Below are 17,191 nucleotides of genomic sequence, written 5' to 3'. Positions count from 1 at the left end.
CGCCAGCCGCCCCAGGGCACGTTCAACGAAGGTCGTTCCCGGTTTTGCGCGTTTCATCAGAAATTCTCCTTCAGCCAGCGGCCGAACCGGCGGATATGCCCGTGCGGCAGGCCATGCTCGGCGTCGTCGTCGGCGCCGGCAGCTTCGAGGGGAGAGATTTGCGAATAGGAGAGAAGGCCTGCACAGGTCGAGAAGGCGGGGCCTCCGGTCGACTCGGCAAGACCCGTGAGCCGAACCGGCTGACCGACACGGACCTGCTTGTCGAGTATGCGGGCCGCAAGTTCCCGCGCACCGTTGAGCTGCGCCGCGCCGCCTGTCAGCACGACGCGCCGGCCGGCGAGACGGCCATAGCCGCTCGCCTCCATCCTGTCGCGCACAAGTTCGAAAGTCTCTTCCAGCCTTGGCTGAATGATGCCGGTCAGCATCGACCTCGGAATGTGGTTGGCCGAATCGGCATCGCTTTCGCCCACTTGCGGCACGTCGATCATCTCTCTCTCGTCCGAAGGACTCGCCAACGCGCTCCCGTACAGAGTCTTCATCCGCTCGGCATGTGCCAGCGGTGTGGAGAGTCCACGCGCGATATCATTAGTAATGTGATTCCCGCCAATTGACACGGAATCGCAGTAGACCATCGCACCTTCGAAGAAGATCGAGAGCGAGGTGGTGCCGCCCCCCATGTCGATCATGGCGACGCCGAGATCCATTTCATCCTCGACGAGGCAGGCAAGGCCGCTCGCATAAGGCGAGACCGCGATCCCCGCGACCGAGAGGTGGCAGCGTTCGATGCAAAGTTCGAGGTTCCGCAGCGGCCCGCGCAGCACACTGACCATATGAACCTCGACGCCGAGCTTCTCGCCGAACATGCCGCGCGGGTCGCGCACGCCCCGGCTGCCGTCCACGGAATAATTGGTCGGGATCGCGTGCATGACATCGCGTCCGTCCGGCTGGAAATTCGCCTGCGCGTGATGGATGAGCCGCGAAAGGTCGCTGTCGCTCACCTCGCCCCCCGAGATCGAGGCCCGCACACCGACTGTCTGGCTCTTGGGGTCCGCGCCGGAGAAGCCGACCACGACCTCGCGAATCGTGACCCCCGCCATCCGCTCCGCCGCATCGACCGCAACCCGGATCGCCTCTTCCGCCGCGTCCATGTCGACGATGGCGCCCGCCCGGATACCGCGAGAAACCTGATGCCCGATGCCGATGACGCGCACCGGTGCATGACCGTTCGAGGTCCGGCCCGGCTCGATCCTGGCGATGAAACAGGAAATCTTGCTGGAGCCCACATCGAGCGCGGCAATCGTCCCCGACCGCCCCGCCGCAACGGGCCGCCCCTGAAAGCTCCTCGAACCCAGAGAAACCATATTCATGTATTGCCTCCACGCGCGGAACTGCCCGTCCGCATCACGCCGTTCTTTATCGCCGCTTCCGTCGCAATCCCCTTGGTCGTCGCCGCGCCTTCCGTCAGCTCCACGGACACACGGTCCGGCAGGCGCAGGTCGACCGAGACGATGTCGCGGGAGAGAACCTTGTATTTCGTGTCATAGGCCGCGAGATCGGAGAGCGCCTTTGCGACGCCCGTCTCCGGCAGCTTCACATCCACGCCATTTTCAAGACGAAGGTTCCAGCGCCGGTCGCTGACACGCACAAAGGCGCGCACGCGCTGGAGAAGCTGCGGCTCTTCCGCCCGCATCATGTTCAGAAGCGCTGGCGCCTCGCGCGGCGCGCCGAAGCCGACGATGAAAGGCAGATGCGCGAAATCCTGCACGCCTTCGTCCGTGATCGGCTGGCCTTCCGCGTCGATGATGGAAAGAGCCCCGCCGCGCTGCCACAGCGCAAAGGGCTGGCGCTCGCTCACATCGATGCGGATCGTGTCCGGCAGCAGGCGCGTTACCGTCGCGGAGCGCACCCAGCCGAGGCGTTCGATGCGCTGGCGCGCCGCCTCCGTGTCGAAACCGAAAACCGGATCGCCACGCCCGACGCCGACCGCTTCCAGAAGGTCGTCCTTGCGCGTTTGCGCACGGCCCGTCACGGTCACGTTCTGGATCGAGAACCCGGACAGCGCGAGCACGCGGTTCACCTGCCGCTCGCCGCCATCCACTGCCGCCTGTACATGGCCGCCGATCACGAGCCCGTAGACAATGACGCCCGCGACAAGCGCAACAGCGCTATAGGCGAAAGGCTGCGTACCGAAATTGCCTTCGCGAAGATTTGCAAACCATGCGGCAACAGGCCCCGCCGGACGCTCCTTGCGGCGGCCAAACGTGCTCATCGAGTTTGCGTTGCGCCGCTTGCCGGGCGCCACCTTGGAACTCTTTTTCTTCGGCGCCGTGCGAACGCCGGTGCGCGACTGCGTACGGGAAGAAGACTTTACCTGTCGCATGATGCGTCCTCCACCATCCAGCTCACCAGCTCCGGGTAGGAATAGCCCGCGAGCCCCGCAAGCTCCGGCACAAGCGATGTCGGCGTCATGCCGGGTTGCGTGTTCACTTCGAGAAGAATGAGCTCGGGCTTGCCCGGCCGCGTATCGTCGAAGCGGAAATCGGCGCGGCTGACGCCCCGGCACCCGAGCGCCTTGTGCGCGGCGAGCGTGAGCTTCTGCACCTCGGCATAGGTACTCTCATCGAGCGGCGCGGGAATGACATGGCGCGATCCGCCGGTCTGGTATTTCGCCTCGTAATCGTAGAAAGCGGTATTCGCGATGATTTCGGTCACACCGAAGACTTCCTCGCCCATCACGGCGCAGGTGAGTTCCCGGCCCGCGATATAGCGCTCGACCATCACCTCGTCGCCGAGATTCCATTCGGCCGAAGTCAGCTCGGCGGGCGGACGGTTATCCCCTTCGCGAACGATGAAGACACCGACGGAGGAGCCCTCGCTCACCGGCTTGATGACATAGGGCGGGTTCATGACATGGCCATGGGCCGCCTGTTCGCGCGCCACCACGACGCTTTCGGCAACCGGCAGGCCCGCCGCGCGGAAGACAGGCTTCGCACGTTCCTTGTTCATCGCGAGCGCGGAAGCCAGCACACCCGAATGCGTATAGGGCACACGCAGGATTTCGAGCAGGCCCTGCACACAGCCATCCTCGCCCCAGCGCCCATGCAGCGCATTGAAGGCAACATCCGGCTTCAGCTTCAGAATCTGGTCGGCGACGTCGCGCCCGACATCGATCTCGCTTACGCGGTAACCTGCCTGCTTCAACGCCTCGGCGCAGCCCTTGCCCGAAACGAGGCTTACCTCGCGCTCCGCGCTCCATCCGCCTTTCAGGACGGCGACATGCTTGTCGTTGCTCATGCCTCGCCCTCCCTTTTGCCGATGCGCCTGATTTCCCATTCAAGCGTGACGCCGCTCGTCTTCTTCACACGGGCGCGCACTTCTTCGCCGAGATCTTCGATGTCGGCGGCGCTTGCATCGCCCGTATTGATGAGGAAGTTGCAGTGAAGCTCGGAGACCTGCGCGCCGCCGCGCACAAAACCACGGCAGCCGGCCGCGTCGATGAGCTGCCACGACTTCTTGCCGTCGGGATTCTTGAAGGTGGAACCGCCCGTACGTGTGCGGATCGGCTGCGTTGCTTCGCGCGAAGCCGTGATCTCGTTCATGCGCGCCTGAATTTCCGCCTTGTCGCCCGGTGTTGCCTGGAACAGCGCCTCGACAAAGATCAGCCCTTCCGGCGCGCCGGAATGGCGATAGCCGTAATCCATGTCCGCGAGCGTCAGCACATGGCGCTCGCCCTTGCGGTCGATGGCGACGGCGGCGACAAGCACGTCCTTCGTCTCGCGGCCATAGGCGCCTGCATTCATGCGCAACGCCCCGCCGATGGACCCCGGTATACCGCGATAGAACTCGAGACCGGCAAGCCCCGCTTCCTGCGCCGCGCGCGAAACAGCCACATCGAGCGCCGCCGTTCCGGCGCGAACGCAATCCTCTTGCGCCTCGATATTCATGAACTCACGGCCAAGCCGTATGACGACACCAGGCACCCCGCCCTCGCGAACGAGAAGGTTCGAACCGACGCCGACCACCGTCACCGGCACATCTTCCGGCGTACCGCGCAGGAAGTCGGCAAGGTCGTCCGCATCGGCCGGACGGAACAGAACTTCCGCGTTTCCGCCGACGCGAAACCAGGTGAGCGGCGCAAGCGGCGCATTGGCGGTGAGCTCACCGCGCACCTTGGGCAGCCGGTCGATCAGCGAAGATGTGCTTGTCTGCACCATCATCACTTCTTCCTCCCCGGCTTCTTCGCAACAGGCTTCTTCGCCGCAGGCTTTTTTGCGGGTTTCCCTTTGCCGAGCTTCTCAAGGTTCGCGGCGAGATCGTTCGCCCAATAGGTGATGTTGCCCGCCCCGAGGCAGATCACGAGGTCGCCGGGCTTCGCCACTTCCGCGATGAGACCCGGCAATGCCTCCGCGCTTTCGAGCGGCATCACATCGCGGTGCCCGCGATCACGAAGCCCCTGCACCAGCGAATCCCGGCTCGCGCCCTCGATGGGCTTTTCGCCGGCTTCATAGACATCGGCCACGATCACGGCATCTGCGTCGTTGAAGCAGGCGCAGAACTCGTCGAAGAGATTATGGAGCCGCGTATAGCGATGCGGCTGGACGACCGCGATGGTCCGGCCCGAGCTTGCCGAGCGCGCGGCCTGCAGCACCGCGGCAATCTCGACCGGGTGATGCCCGTAATCGTCATAAAGACTGACGCCGTTCCATTCGCCGACATAGGTGAAGCGCCGCTTCACACCGCCGAAACCTTCCAGCGCGGCACGGATCTGTTCATCGCCGATGCCCATCTGAAGGGCAACGCCCATCGCGGCCAGGCTGTTCAGCATGTTGTGCGTACCGTGCATCGCGAGACGCACACCCGCCAGCTCGCGTGTCTTTCGCGTCTTGCGGTCGGTGATGATCACGTCGAATACATTGAAGCCGTCCTCGACGCGCACATTGGTCGCGCGGATATCGGCCTGCGGATTCGTGCCATAGGTCACGATGCGGCGGTCGCGCACGCGCCCGATCAGCGCCTGCACTTCCGGGTGGTCGATGCACATGACGGCCGCGCCATAGAAAGGCACGTTTTCAACGAAGGTGAGGAAGGCATCCTTCGCCGCCTCGAACGTCCCGTAATAGTCGAGATGTTCGGGGTCGATATTCGTCACGATGGCAAGCGTCGACGGCAGCTTGATGAAGGTGCCGTCGGATTCATCCGCCTCCACCACCATCCATTCGCCTTCGCCGAGACGCGCATTGGTGCCATAGGCATTGATGATGCCGCCATTGATGACGGTCGGATCGACACCCGCCTTGTCGAGAATTGCCGCGACAAGCGAAGTGGTGGTCGTCTTGCCATGCGTACCGGCAATGGTGACGCAGCTCTTCAGGCGCATCAGCTCGGCGAGCATTTCCGCGCGGCGCACCACGGGCAGGAAGCGCGCCCGCGCCTCCATGAGTTCGGGGTTGCCGGGCTGGATCGCGGAAGAAACGACGACAACCTGCGCGTCTTTCAGGTTTTCCGCCTTCTGGCCGATGAAGACCTTGATGCCGAGCGCCTTCAGGCGCTTCACATTGGCGCTGTCGGCAAGATCGCTCCCCTGCACCTTGTAGCCGAGATTATGCATGACTTCGGCAATGCCGCTCATGCCGATGCCGCCAATGCCGACGAAATGGATGTTGCCGATGTCGAGAGGTGCGGGACGCATCATGCACCTCCCGTCGAAAATTCGAGATTGGCGCCGTCCTGCCCGGCGACCTCTTTATGCTTGCGGTTGCGCAGTGCGCGATATTCGCCGCGCCCCAACGCTTCCACGAGGTCTGCAAGATCGCGCACGGCGTTGGGCTGGCCCTGCCGTTTGGCGGCGGCGGCCGCCGCTTCAAGGTCGGAGGGCGCGGCAAAAAGCTGCTCGATCCGATGCGCGAAGGCGTCCTCGGTGAAGTCTTTCTGTTCGATCATCCAGGCAGCCCCTGCATTGGCGAGCTTCTCGGCATTGGCCTTCTGGTCGTTGTCGAGCGAGTGCGGCAAGGGCACGAGGATCGAGGGACGTCCGATCACGCCCAGCTCGCTCACCGTCGAGGCCCCGGACCGGCCAACGACAAGGTGGCAGGCAGCAATGCGTTCCGGCATGTCGTCGAAAAAGGAATTGAGTTCGACGGCTATGCCCGCTTGCGCATAGACCTTGCCGACGCGCTCCATGTCTTCCGGGCGCGCCTGCTGCACGATGCGCAGACGCTTGCGCACCTCTTCCGGCAGTCGCGCGAGCGCGGCCGGCACGATGTCGCTCATCACGCGCGCACCCTGACTGCCGCCGAAAACGAGAAGACGAACCTCCCCTCCCGCGACAGGCGCATCGTAGGGCGCACCCGCCTGCGCGATCACGGCATCGCGCACGGGATTGCCCGTCAGTACCAGCTTGCCCGCATCGCGCGCTTTCAGAAATTTCGGCTTGTCGAATGTCGAGGCAATCGCTTCCACATGCGGCGCAACAAGGCGGTTCACCCGGCCAAGCACGGCGTTCTGCTCATGCACGCATGCAGGCACACCGCGCAGGATGGCGGCAGCGACCGGCGGCAATGTCGGATAGCCGCCAAAGCCGATCAGCGCCGCAGGCTTTACCCGCTGGAGAATGGCGAAAGAGCGGGCGACACCTGCAAGAATAGCGGGTGCCGCCTTCACGAGGCCGGCGAGGCCTTTGCCTGAAGGTGTCGCCGACGGAATGGCATAAAAATCCGCCTCGGGGAACAAACGGTCGAAGCGTTGCACACGCTCGTCCGTCATCAATACGATCTTGCGCCCGCGGCGGCGCAGCTCCTGCGCCAGCGCCTGGCCGGGAAACAGGTGTCCGCCCGTGCCGCCTGCGGCAATAACGATGGGACCGCGCGGATAATGCGTCATGCGTCGGCCCCCCGTCCGTTCTGGCGCGCGGCATGGGCGCCTGCGCGGCGGCGCGTCAATGCGAGCAGCATGCCCATTGCAAAGGCGAGCGCGAAAAGAGACGAGCCGCCATAGGAGATGAACGGCAGCGTCATGCCTTTGGCGGGCATGAGGTTCACATTCACCGACATGTTGATGAGTGCCTGCAATCCGAACAGCGCAACCAGCCCGCAGGAGGCGAACTGCACGAAGAGGTCCGGCTCGTCCATCGCGCGGCGAAGCGTGTGAAGAACGATGGCAGCGAAGATGCCGATGATGACGAGCCCGGCAATGAGCCCGTATTCCTCCGCCGCCACGGCGAAGATGAAGTCGGTATGGGCATCGGGCAGAATGCGCTTCACTACGCCCTCGCCCGGCCCCCGCCCGATAAGGCCGCCCGCGTTCACCGCGTCGAGCGCGCGATCGATCTGGTAGGTGTCGCCCGATTCCGGGTTGAGGAAACGGTCGATGCGGCTCGCGACATGCGGCATCAGCGTATAGGCGGAGACGGCGCCTACCAGCGCCAGTATGGCGAGCGAGCCGATCCAGGCCCATGAAAGTCCGGCCATGAACAGCATCGCGCCGAAGACCATGGTGAGCAGCATGAGCTGGCCGAAGTCGGGCTGAATCGCGAGAACCGAAATCACCATGCCGAAAAGTGCGATACCGAGCGCCATGCCCGGAACGCCGGGTGTGCGCTGCGCTTCCGCGAAGAGCCACGCGACCAGCACGATAAGGGACGGTTTCACGAACTCAGACGGCTGCACACCGAAGGGACCGATCTGGAGCCAGCGATGAGCGCCGTTTATTTCCGGCCCGATCAGCGGCGTCAGCGCCATCAGGGAAAAAGCGCCAGCAAAGACGATCGCAGCCGCGCGACGCACCTGCCGCACATTGAGAAGCGAGACGCCGATCAGGATCGCAATGGAAGGCACGAGGAAAATGATCTGCCGGTAGACGAAGTGGAATGGCGGCAGATGAATGCGCGTCGCAACCGCCGGGCTCGCCGCAAGCGCCAGCACACCGCCGAGCAGCATGAGACTGAACAGGCCGAGCAACGTCCACTTGTCGACGGTCCACCACCATTCGGCGATGAGACTGCGGTTGGTTCGCGCGAGACGGATCATGCCGCGGCCCCTCCCATGACCTTGAGGCGTTCCTGCACGGCGGCGCGAAATACGTCGCCCCGCTCCTCGAAACTCGAAAACTGGTCGAAGGACGCACAGGCAGGCGAAAGCAATACGACTTTCAGCTCAGCCTTGTCCGTCGCCGCATCGCGCGAAGCCGCTTCAACGGCGCGATCGAGCGTGCCGCAATGAATGGCTTCCACCTTGCCCTTCAGGGTTTCCGCAAAGCCGCGCGCCGCATCGCCGATGAGATAGGCACGCGTGATTTTATCGAACCAGGGCTCAAGCGAGGCGATACCGCCTTCCTTCGCCTTGCCCCCGACAATCCAGTAGATGTTGTCATATGTCGCAAGCGCCTTCGACGCCGCATCGGCATTCGTCGCCTTGCTGTCGTTCACGAAGCGCACGCCGCGCGCCTCGCCCACGATCTCCATGCGATGCGCAAGACCCGGAAAGCTCTCGAAAGCGGCGAGAATGCGCTCACGCGGATAGCCGAGCGCGCGGCCCACGGCATAGGCCGCTGCCGCGTTCTGCCAGTTATGGGCGCCCGCCAGCGTCTTGATCGCCCGCAGGTCGCCCGCTTTCGCGGTCTGCGTGCCCGTATTGTCGCAAATCATGCCATCCAGCACATAGACACCGCGCGACAGCGTCTTGCCGACCGAGATCGGAACGACGGTTTCCGCGCGGCGCGCGGTTTCGCGCGTACAGATTTCGGATGTCATCGCATCGTCGACACCGATCACGCCTGTATCGCCCGCCGACTGCCGCGCGAAAATTCGCGCCTTCACATCCGCGTAGTGCTCGACCGTGCCATGCCGGTCGATATGGTCCGGCGTGATGTTGAGGAGCACGGCGATGTCCGGTGCGAGGCCCGGCGCGAGATCGATCTGATAGGAGGAAACCTCCACCACATAGACAATGCCCTTTTCCGGCGCATCGAGATCGAGCACCGCGCGGCCGATATTGCCGCCGACCTGCGCATCGCCGCCGCAGCGGCGGACCATGTGCCCGATCAGCGCCGTCGTGGTCGACTTGCCATTCGTTCCCGTGATCGCGACGACGCGCGCTTCCGCACCGCTCGCGTTCACCGCACGCTGGAACAGCTCGACATCGCCGATAACTTCCACATTTGCCGCCTGCGCCTTCTTCACCGCGTCATGCGGTTGCGGATGCGTCAGCGGAATGCCGGGGCTCATGACGAGCGCGGAAAAGGTCTTCCAGTCCCAGCCCCTCGGATCGGCAAGCCGCAGCCCTTCCTGCTTTGCTTCCTCGCGTTTCGCCTCGGAATCGTCCCAGGCGAACACGTTCGCGCCACCGGCTTCGAGCGCGCGCACGGTCGCGAGGCCGGACTTGCCAAGGCCCAGCACCCCCACGTTACGCTTGCCGAAACCTGTCGCCGCGATCATTCCCTACCTCAGCTTCAGCGTTGCAAGGCCTGCCATGGCGAGCACGACCGAGATGATCCAGAAGCGCACGACGACGGTTGGCTCCGCCCAGCCCTTCTGTTCGAAATGGTGATGAAGCGGCGCCATCCTGAAGACGCGCTTGCCCGTGAGCTTGAACGAGGCGACCTGCACGATGACCGACACCGCTTCGAGCACGAAAAGCCCGCCGATGATCGCAAGCACGAGCTCATGTTTCGCCGCCACCGAAATCGCGCCGAGCGCCGCGCCAAGCGCGAGCGAACCCGTATCGCCCATGAAGACCATGGCCGGCGGCGCGTTGTACCAGAGGAAGCCGAGCCCGGCCCCGATCAGCGCGCCGCAGAACACGGCAAGCTCGCCTGTCCCCGGCACGAAATGGATCTGCAGGTAATCCGCAAAGACCGAGTTGCCGACGAGATAGACGATCAGACCGAGCGAGGCGGCCGCAATCATCACCGGTACAATGGCAAGTCCGTCGAGCCCGTCGGTGAGGTTCACCGCATTGGACGATCCGACGATCACAAGCGCGCCGAACAGGAAGAAAAACCCGCCAAGCTGAATCAGCAGCGTCTTGAAGAAAGGAACGGTAAGCGCCGTCTGCAAGGGTTCGCTCGAAACCAGCACCAGCGCCCACATGGCCGCAAGCGCGATGGCGAATTCGAACAGCAGCTTCACGCGTCCCGGAACGCCTTGCGGCGAGATCTTCGACACTTTCAGATAATCGTCGGCAAAACCGACAGCGCCGAAGCCGAGCGTCACGAAAAGAACGATCCAGACATAGGGGTTGCTGAGGTCGGACCAGAGCAGCACCGAAGGCACAAGCCCGACAAGAATGAGGAAGCCGCCCATGGTGGGCGTCCCCTGTTTCTGGATCACATGCGTCTGCGGCCCGTCCTCGCGGATCGGCTGACCGCGCCGCTGCCGCGCGCGCAGGAGCGCGATCATCCGCGGACCGAACAGAAAACTGATAAGCAGCGCCGTCACCGTCGCACCGCCTGTGCGGAAAGTAATATAGCGGAACACATTGAGCGCCGTTATCTCGTCCGCCATGCCGCCGAGCCAGTCGTAAAGCATCAGTTGCTCCCCCTGTTACGGCGAATGCTTTCGCCCTCGTCGTCACCGAGCCCCCTCAGCAATTCGACGACCGGCCCCATGCGGGAACCGAGAGATCCCTTCACCATCACGACGTCGCCCGGCTCCACCGCACCGCACAGCACGTCGCCAAGTTCATCCGCCGTTTCGGCATAGGCGCCTTGCACGCTCTGCGGAAGCGCCTTGAAAAGTTCGCGCATATGCGGTCCGCTTGCGAAGACGAGATCGATACCCGCCACCTTGATCGGCTCTGCAAGTTCGCGATGCATCGCGATGGAATCGTCGCCGAGTTCCAGCATGTCGCCAATCACGGCGATACGCCGGGCCTTGCCCTCCGGCTTCGCCTGACCGAGCGCTTCCAGCGCCGCGCGCATCGAGGCCGGGTTCGCATTGTAGCTCTCGTCGATCAGCGTGAAGGCCCCGAGCGGCGTTTCCACCTTGTGCCGTTCCCCGCGGCCCTTTGGCGCCTTGAGGCGCGCCATCGCAAGCGCCGCCATGGCAAGGTCCGCATCGAGCGCATGAACGAGCGCCAGCATGGCAAGCGAGTTCATCACGATGTGATGTCCCGGCACCGAGAGCTTGTAGGTCACGGGCTGGCCGCAAATGGTGGCGGAAACGCAGGAACAGTCTTCCTTCAGCGCCGCTTTTTCCAGATGCGCATCGGCTTGCGGGTGTTCGCCGAAAGAGATGATGCGGCCCGCGCCACTCGCTTTCGCCTTGTGAAGCAGCCGCTCGTAATACGGATTGTCGCGATTGAGGATCGCGACGCCGCCCTTCTGCAATCCGTCGAAGATTTCGCCCTTCGCATCGGCAATCTGCTCGACGCTGTCGAAGAAGGCCATGTGCACCGCTTCGACCGTCGTGACAAGCGCGGCGAAAGGCTCGACCAGCTTCGAGAGCGGCGTGATTTCGCCGGGATGGTTCATGCCCACTTCAAAAATGCCGAAGCGCGTATCCGCCGGCATCCGCGCCAGCGAAAGCGGCACACCCCACATATTATTGTAGGAGGCGGCGGAAGCATGGGTCGCCCCCTGCTCGGAAAGGATGAGCCGCAGCGCCTCCTTCGTGCCCGTCTTGCCGACGCTGCCCGTCACGGCGACAACCTTCGCCTGCGCGCGCTGCCGCGCCGCCCGGCCAAGCGCATTCAGGGCTTCGAGCGTGTCGGCAACCTTGACCAGCGGCCCCGCCGCGCGCATTGCGTCATCCACGCGCGAAACGAGCGCGGCAGAGGCGCCTTTTTCCAGCGCCCGCGCGACATAGGCGTGACCGTCGGAATTCTCGCCGGTGATGGCGACAAAGAGATCGCCTTCTTCGAGCGTCCGGCTGTCGATGGAAACGCCGTTCGCCGTCCATGCCGGCCCGATGGCCTCGCCACCCGTCGCCGCGATCACATCCGCACTGGTCCAGAGAGGAGTGCTCATGCCGCACCTCCGATCCTTGCGGCCGCGGCTTCAATGGCCTCGTGGTCGGAGAAAGGGATCACCTTGTCCCCGATAACCTGACCCGTCTCATGGCCCTTGCCCGCGACCACGAGAACATCGCCCTCGCCGAGCGTGCGCATTGCGGCTTCGATAGCTTCGCCCCGGTCGCCGATTTCCGCCGCCGCCGGGCAACCCTTCATCACTTCGGCGCGGATCTCAGCTGCATCTTCACTACGCGGATTATCATCCGTCACATAGACATCGTCAGCGAGCTTCGCCGCGATCTCGCCCATGATCGGCCGCTTGCCCTTGTCCCGGTCGCCCCCGCAGCCGAAAACAACGAGCAGCCGCTTCGAGGTATGCGGCCGCATCGCCTCAAGCACATTCTGCAACGCATCCGGCGTATGCGCGTAATCGACATAGACCGAAGCGCCAACCGGCAGATGCGCCACTTCTTCCATCCGGCCGCGCGCCCCGTCGAGCTTTTCGAGCGCCGCGAACACCTTTGCCGCGTCCGCGCCGCAGCCGATGGCAAGCCCCGCCGCGACAAGCGCGTTCGATGCCTGGAAACCGCCGACAAGCGGCAGGTTCACTTCATAGTTCTCGCCGTCATGCACGATGCCGAGCACCTGCCCGCGCAGCGTCGGCCGCATCGCGGAGAGGAAGATGTCGCGTCCCTTGCGGCCAACCGAGATCACGCGATGCCCGCGGGCCCATGAAACGGCTTCGAACTCGGCGAATTGCGCACTGTCCGCATTGATGACGGCAACGCCGCCCGGCCCCATCACTTCGCCGAAAAGCCGGAGCTTCGCATAGAGGTAATCGTCGAAGCTCGTGTGATAGTCCATGTGGTCGCGGGTGATATTGGTGAAACCCGCCGCCGCGAGCTTCGCCCCGTCGAGACGATACTGCGCGAGCCCGTGGCTCGATGCCTCCATCGCCAGATGCGTCACCCCCTCCCCGGCCAGCGCGGCGAGTTCCGCCTGCAGCGCTACGGGGTCCGGCGTCGTATAGCCGAGCGCGCGCTCGCCCTTCGGGCTTGTGACACCGAGCGTCCCGAGGCTCGCCGCGGGTTCACCGAGCGCCGCCCAGATCTGGCGCGTGAAAGTCGCAACCGACGTCTTGCCGTTCGTACCCGTCACGGCGGCGATGATGCGCGGCTGCATGCCGAAGAAGCGCGCCGCCATCAGCGCCAGGCGGCGGCGCGGATTGCGGTCGGCGATCACCGGCACACCCGCCTCCACGCGGGCGCCCTGCGGCACGAGCAAGGCGGAAGCACCCTTCTCGAGCGCCTGGGCGATGAACTTCGTACCGTCGAGCTTCGTCCCCGGCAGCGCGGCAAAGAGATAGCCGGGTTGCACCGCGCGGCTGTCCGCCGTCAGGCCGAGAATCTCCGTCGCTCCCCCTTCGGGAAGCGCCGGGGATTCTTTCCCGATCAACGCCGCAAGCTGCATATCACCCAACATTCTGTCTTCGCCGTCACTCAAACTCTGGTCTTCTCGCCCGGCATCTGCACCCGCGGGGCCGGAACCGCCTTATTCGCCTGTCGTCTGGTAGGAGACGAGCTTCGCCTCTCTCAACACATCGTTTTCCTGCGGCTTCGTCGCCGGCTTGATGCCGAGCAGCGGCGCAACGCGCGAGATCACGCGCGATGTCGTCGGTGCTGCGTTCCAGCCCGCCGTCGCATAACCGAATGTATTCTTCGTCGCCTTCGGCTCGTCGAACATCACGATCATCGCGTAGCGCGGATCGTTCGCCGGAAAGGCGCTGATGAAGGACGTGATGAGCTTGTTGCGCGAATAGCCGCCATTGAACGGCTTTTCCGCTGTGCCCGTCTTGCCCATCACCGGATAGCCCGGAACATCGGCGTTGCGGCCCGTGCCTTCCAGCACGACAAGACGCAGAAGCCCGCGCATCGTTGCGCTCGTATCCGCCGAGATGACCCGCTCGCCCAGCCGCGGCGCATTGTGGCGCAGGAAGGTGGGCTGCACCTTGAAGCCGCCATTGACGATGGTCGAAACCGCGCTCGCCACCTGTAGCGGCGTCACCGCGATGCCGTGCCCGTAGGATGTGGTGATCGTCGACAGCTCCGTCCAGCGCGCGGGCGTGAGCGGCGCACCTGCCTCCGGCAGTTCGATTTGCGGCCGCGTCAGCAGCCCGAAACGGCCGAGATATTGACGATGCTCTTCCCCGCCGAGCTGCAATGCGATTTTCGCCGTGCCGATATTCGATGAATGAACGAAGACTTCCGGTACGCTCAGCCAGCGGTTTTCCGCGTGATAGTCGTGAATGGTGAAGCGCGCGACCTTCAGCGGCTTCGTTGCATCGAAGCTCGCATTGACACCCACTTTTCCGCTATCGAGCGCCGCGGCAAGCGTCACCGCCTTGAACACCGAGCCCATCTCGTAAACGCCGAGCGTCGCGCGGTTGAAGCGGTTGTTGTCGGGAGAAGCCATCGGGTCATTCGGGTCGAAATCGGGCAGCGAGGTCATCGCGACGACTTCGCCCGTATGCACATCCATGATGACGCCGACAGCGGCAAGCGCGCTGAATTCCGTCATCGATTTTTCGAGTTCGTCGCGCAGCGCATGCTGCACGTGAAGATCGACGGACAGCATGAGCGTGCTATTGCGGTCGAATTTGGGCCGGCTTGCGTCATCATCGCGGCCAAGCGACTTGTCCATGTAACGCTCGATGCCCGCAATGCCGCGATTGTCGATATCGACCATGCCAAGCACGTTCGATCCGGTCTTGCCGTTCGGATAGACGCGCTTCTGCTCGCTGCGGAAGTCGAGCCCCGGCAGACCGAGATAATGAACGGCATATTGCTGCTTGGGTGTCAGGTCGCGCTTGAGCCAGATGAAGGCGCGGCCGGATTCGAGCTTCTGCGTCACATCGGTAACATCGAGGCCCGGCAAGACGCTCGCAAGCTGACTGGCGGTATCGGCCGGATCGATCACATAGCGCGCATCGGCAAAAAGCGAGGCAGTCGCGATATCGGTCGCCATCACTTCGCCGTTCCGGTCCACGATATCGGGCCGGTGGATCTGCGTCGCCGCGCTTGCGACGGCGACGCGGTCTTCCCCGCCCCCGCCCATGATGGCAAGGCCGGCAAGCCGCGCGCCGACAAGCGTGAAGCAGGCCGCGAAAACCACGAGCGAAAGAAAGATACGCCGCTGCGAGGGTGTACGGCCTTCCGCTCCGCCCAGGCGCCGCATCCGGGGTTTGGCGATGGCATCATAGCCGGGCGGAAGATAACGGCCCTGCAAGTGCGCATCTGCGCGGCGCCCGGTCTTCGAGCCGATCCCCGAACCTGTCATTGGATGGTACTCCCAGGACCGCCGAAATCGCTCGCCGACACGCCGGCATAGCCGCCAAGCGGCTGGCGCTGCGGCACATAAAACTCATCCGCCATATGCGGCATCGGCACATCCTCGAAGGTGCCGATCTGCGCGGCGCTCAGCGGCTGAAGCGCCGTGTAGCGCTTCGCAAGCTCCTGCAACCGTTCAGGCTGGTTGAGATAGCTCCACTCGGCGCGCAACACACGGATCGCTTCCTGTTCCTTCAGGATGCGCCCTTCAATCTGGCGCGCGTGGCGATCTGCTGTCTCGGCGCGATATTTGATGTCATAGAGCCCGACCGAGAGGCCGATCACGGCAAGCACGAGAAGAAGATTGATGATGCGGATCATGCTGTGCCTCCGATGAAGGAGGGCATGTCGCGCATACCGAGGCCGCTCATGTCGAGCGGCAGCGCCGGGGCGGCAGTGCGCTCAGCCGCGCGCAGCTTCGCCGAGCGCGCGCGGGCATTCGTTTCGATTTCGGCATCCGACGCCTTGCGCGCCTTGTGCGCGATCTCGCGGAAAGAGGGTTCGACCTCTTCGCTCGCCGGCATGTAGCGGTTGGCACGGCCCGCGCGGCCGGTGCGCTCCACAAGAAAGCGCTTCACGATCCGGTCTTCGAGCGAATGGAAGGCAACGACGGCAAGCCGCCCGCCCTCGCCGAGCAGCGCTTCGGCGCCCGACAACCCCCGCGCCAGTTCGCCCAGTTCGTCGTTCACGAAGATGCGCAGCGCCTGAAAGGTGCGGGTCGCGGGGTGGATCTTGTCCTGCGGGCGGCGGCCGATGACGCGGGTCACGATTTCCGCGAGTTCGAGCGTGCGGTGAAGCTCCGTCTCTTCGCGTGCCGCCACAATCGCCTTGGCAACGGCGCGGGCGCGCTTTTCTTCGCCATAAACGGCAATGATGCGCGCAAGGTCGCGTTCGTCGAGATGGTTCACCGCGTCGGCGGCGGAGGGGCCCTCCCCGCTCATGCGCATGTCGAGCGGCCCGTCCTGCTGAAACGAGAAGCCTCGCTCCGCCTGGTCGATCTGCATGGACGAAACACCGACGTCGAGCACCACCCCGTCGACCGCTTCGTGGCCGAGCGCGCGCACCAGCCGCTCCATGTCACCGAAACAGCCCTCGATCAGCGTCAGGCGTGCGCCGAATTCGGATGCGAGTTCGCGCCCCCGCAGGATCGCGCTCGGATCGCGGTCGATGGCGAGCACGGCACAGTCGGCAGCGCCCAGAATTGCGCGCGTATAACCGCCCGCACCGAAAGTTCCATCCACATAGATGCCGCCATCGCGCGGTTTCAGCACATCGAGGACATCGGCCAGCATCACCGGCACATGAGGGCTATGGGTCTGGCCGGCTTCGCTCATTGGCCGCCCCCGCCTTGTGCCGCGGGCGCTCGCAGCATGTCGCGATATTTCTGCGCGTCTTCCAGCGCCTTCGCGTAATAGGCGTCATAGGCCTTCGGCTCCCAGATCTGGAAGCGCTGCCCCATGCCGACAAAGGTCGCCTCGTCGGTGATACCGGCAAGGCCACGGAGCGTCTCTGGCAGGATGACGCGTCCATCGGAATCGAAATTGAGTTCGGCGCTCTCGCCGATCAGCACGGCGGAAAGCGCCTGGCGTTCCGGCGCGAAGGGGTCGAGCCGGTCGAGCATCTGGTCGATCACATCGGAAAAGGCAGGACCGCAGCCCTCGACAAAGGAGCCGGGATTAAGCGGCGGAAACAGGATCACGCCGTTCAGGCCCTGGGCGATCGTCACGGCACGAAACTTCGCCGGGACGGAAACACGCCCCTTCGAGTCGATCTTGTTCGTGAAACGCCCCCGGAACGACATCGTCCGACCTACTCCCCTTTATCGGGCCTGCCCTCCTGCCTGAGGGGCCCTTGTCCACG

Annotated in this window: 15 protein-coding genes; all 15 read right to left on the bottom strand. The window is 64.2% G+C overall.

The window, feature by feature from the left end:
* Positions 1-56: 56 nt before the first annotated feature.
* Complete coding sequence (gene ftsA / locus ABJO61_RS15155; protein ID WP_348326861.1) at positions 57-1,367, bottom strand: cell division protein FtsA; 1,311 nt, start codon at positions 1,365-1,367, stop codon at positions 57-59.
* Positions 1,364-2,380, bottom strand: a complete 1,017-nt coding sequence (locus ABJO61_RS15150) for a cell division protein FtsQ/DivIB (RefSeq protein WP_348330752.1) — start codon at positions 2,378-2,380, stop codon at positions 1,364-1,366. Before ABJO61_RS15150 ends, ftsA begins: the two co-directional genes overlap by 4 nt.
* Entirely contained in the window at positions 2,368-3,294 is a 927-nt protein-coding gene (locus ABJO61_RS15145) for a D-alanine--D-alanine ligase (RefSeq protein WP_348326855.1), read from the bottom strand. The genes ABJO61_RS15150 and ABJO61_RS15145 overlap by 13 nt, the downstream gene beginning before the upstream one ends.
* Positions 3,291-4,217, bottom strand: coding sequence for a UDP-N-acetylmuramate dehydrogenase (murB, locus tag ABJO61_RS15140; protein ID WP_348326852.1), 927 nt, complete (start codon positions 4,215-4,217; stop codon positions 3,291-3,293). The genes ABJO61_RS15145 and murB overlap by 4 nt, the downstream gene beginning before the upstream one ends.
* Positions 4,217-5,689 carry a UDP-N-acetylmuramate--L-alanine ligase gene (gene murC / locus ABJO61_RS15135; protein WP_348326878.1) on the bottom strand — a complete coding sequence of 491 codons (1,473 nt, stop codon included), beginning with the start codon at positions 5,687-5,689 and terminating at the stop codon, positions 4,217-4,219. Before murC ends, murB begins: the two co-directional genes overlap by 1 nt.
* On the bottom strand, positions 5,689-6,879 hold the full coding sequence (gene murG / locus ABJO61_RS15130; RefSeq protein WP_348326849.1) for an undecaprenyldiphospho-muramoylpentapeptide beta-N-acetylglucosaminyltransferase: 1,191 nt from the start codon (positions 6,877-6,879) through the stop codon (positions 5,689-5,691). Before murG ends, murC begins: the two co-directional genes overlap by 1 nt.
* Entirely contained in the window at positions 6,876-8,024 is a 1,149-nt protein-coding gene (gene ftsW, locus ABJO61_RS15125) for a putative lipid II flippase FtsW (protein WP_348326846.1), read from the bottom strand. The genes murG and ftsW overlap by 4 nt, the downstream gene beginning before the upstream one ends.
* Positions 8,021-9,430, bottom strand: a complete 1,410-nt coding sequence (murD, locus tag ABJO61_RS15120) for a UDP-N-acetylmuramoyl-L-alanine--D-glutamate ligase (protein ID WP_348326843.1) — start codon at positions 9,428-9,430, stop codon at positions 8,021-8,023. Before murD ends, ftsW begins: the two co-directional genes overlap by 4 nt.
* Positions 9,431-9,433: 3 nt before the next feature.
* Complete coding sequence (gene mraY / locus ABJO61_RS15115; RefSeq protein WP_348326840.1) at positions 9,434-10,522, bottom strand: phospho-N-acetylmuramoyl-pentapeptide-transferase; 1,089 nt, start codon at positions 10,520-10,522, stop codon at positions 9,434-9,436.
* Positions 10,522-11,961 carry a UDP-N-acetylmuramoylalanyl-D-glutamyl-2,6-diaminopimelate--D-alanyl-D-alanine ligase gene (locus tag ABJO61_RS15110; protein WP_348326837.1) on the bottom strand — a complete coding sequence of 480 codons (1,440 nt, stop codon included), beginning with the start codon at positions 11,959-11,961 and terminating at the stop codon, positions 10,522-10,524. The genes mraY and ABJO61_RS15110 overlap by 1 nt, the downstream gene beginning before the upstream one ends.
* Positions 11,958-13,427 carry a UDP-N-acetylmuramoyl-L-alanyl-D-glutamate--2,6-diaminopimelate ligase gene (locus ABJO61_RS15105; RefSeq protein WP_348326834.1) on the bottom strand — a complete coding sequence of 490 codons (1,470 nt, stop codon included), beginning with the start codon at positions 13,425-13,427 and terminating at the stop codon, positions 11,958-11,960. The genes ABJO61_RS15110 and ABJO61_RS15105 overlap by 4 nt, the downstream gene beginning before the upstream one ends.
* A gap of 69 nt (positions 13,428-13,496) precedes the next feature.
* Entirely contained in the window at positions 13,497-15,281 is a 1,785-nt protein-coding gene (locus ABJO61_RS15100) for a penicillin-binding protein 2 (RefSeq protein ID WP_348326831.1), read from the bottom strand.
* Positions 15,278-15,652 (bottom strand): hypothetical protein, encoded by a 375-nt coding sequence (locus ABJO61_RS15095; protein ID WP_348326828.1) that lies wholly within the window; start codon positions 15,650-15,652, stop codon positions 15,278-15,280. The genes ABJO61_RS15100 and ABJO61_RS15095 overlap by 4 nt, the downstream gene beginning before the upstream one ends.
* Positions 15,649-16,665, bottom strand: a complete 1,017-nt coding sequence (gene rsmH / locus ABJO61_RS15090; RefSeq protein WP_348330749.1) for a 16S rRNA (cytosine(1402)-N(4))-methyltransferase RsmH — start codon at positions 16,663-16,665, stop codon at positions 15,649-15,651. Before rsmH ends, ABJO61_RS15095 begins: the two co-directional genes overlap by 4 nt.
* Complete coding sequence (locus ABJO61_RS15085; RefSeq protein WP_348326822.1) at positions 16,662-17,132, bottom strand: division/cell wall cluster transcriptional repressor MraZ; 471 nt, start codon at positions 17,130-17,132, stop codon at positions 16,662-16,664. The genes rsmH and ABJO61_RS15085 overlap by 4 nt, the downstream gene beginning before the upstream one ends.
* Positions 17,133-17,191 lie beyond the last annotated feature (59 nt).

The sequence above is a fragment of the Parvibaculum sp. genome (assembly GCF_039973015.1).
Classification (GTDB): domain Bacteria; phylum Pseudomonadota; class Alphaproteobacteria; order Parvibaculales; family Parvibaculaceae; genus Parvibaculum.
Note: the sequence above shows the minus strand (reverse complement) of the source record. Positions and strands in the feature narration are given on the sequence as shown.

Coding starts and splice junctions, on each gene's coding strand:
- ftsA (WP_348326861.1), bottom strand. CDS start 1,367: ATGAATATGGTTTCTCTGGGTTCGAGGAGCTTTCAGGGGCGGCCCGTT.
- ABJO61_RS15150 (WP_348330752.1), bottom strand. CDS start 2,380: ATGCGACAGGTAAAGTCTTCTTCCCGTACGCAGTCGCGCACCGGCGTT.
- ABJO61_RS15145 (WP_348326855.1), bottom strand. CDS start 3,294: ATGAGCAACGACAAGCATGTCGCCGTCCTGAAAGGCGGATGGAGCGCG.
- murB (WP_348326852.1), bottom strand. CDS start 4,217: ATGATGGTGCAGACAAGCACATCTTCGCTGATCGACCGGCTGCCCAAG.
- murC (WP_348326878.1), bottom strand. CDS start 5,689: ATGCGTCCCGCACCTCTCGACATCGGCAACATCCATTTCGTCGGCATT.
- murG (WP_348326849.1), bottom strand. CDS start 6,879: ATGACGCATTATCCGCGCGGTCCCATCGTTATTGCCGCAGGCGGCACG.
- ftsW (WP_348326846.1), bottom strand. CDS start 8,024: ATGATCCGTCTCGCGCGAACCAACCGCAGTCTCATCGCCGAATGGTGG.
- murD (WP_348326843.1), bottom strand. CDS start 9,430: ATGATCGCGGCGACAGGTTTCGGCAAGCGTAACGTGGGGGTGCTGGGC.
- mraY (WP_348326840.1), bottom strand. CDS start 10,522: ATGCTTTACGACTGGCTCGGCGGCATGGCGGACGAGATAACGGCGCTC.
- ABJO61_RS15110 (WP_348326837.1), bottom strand. CDS start 11,961: ATGAGCACTCCTCTCTGGACCAGTGCGGATGTGATCGCGGCGACGGGT.
- ABJO61_RS15105 (WP_348326834.1), bottom strand. CDS start 13,427: ATGTTGGGTGATATGCAGCTTGCGGCGTTGATCGGGAAAGAATCCCCG.
- ABJO61_RS15100 (WP_348326831.1), bottom strand. CDS start 15,281: ATGACAGGTTCGGGGATCGGCTCGAAGACCGGGCGCCGCGCAGATGCG.
- ABJO61_RS15095 (WP_348326828.1), bottom strand. CDS start 15,652: ATGATCCGCATCATCAATCTTCTTCTCGTGCTTGCCGTGATCGGCCTC.
- rsmH (WP_348330749.1), bottom strand. CDS start 16,665: ATGAGCGAAGCCGGCCAGACCCATAGCCCTCATGTGCCGGTGATGCTG.
- ABJO61_RS15085 (WP_348326822.1), bottom strand. CDS start 17,132: ATGTCGTTCCGGGGGCGTTTCACGAACAAGATCGACTCGAAGGGGCGT.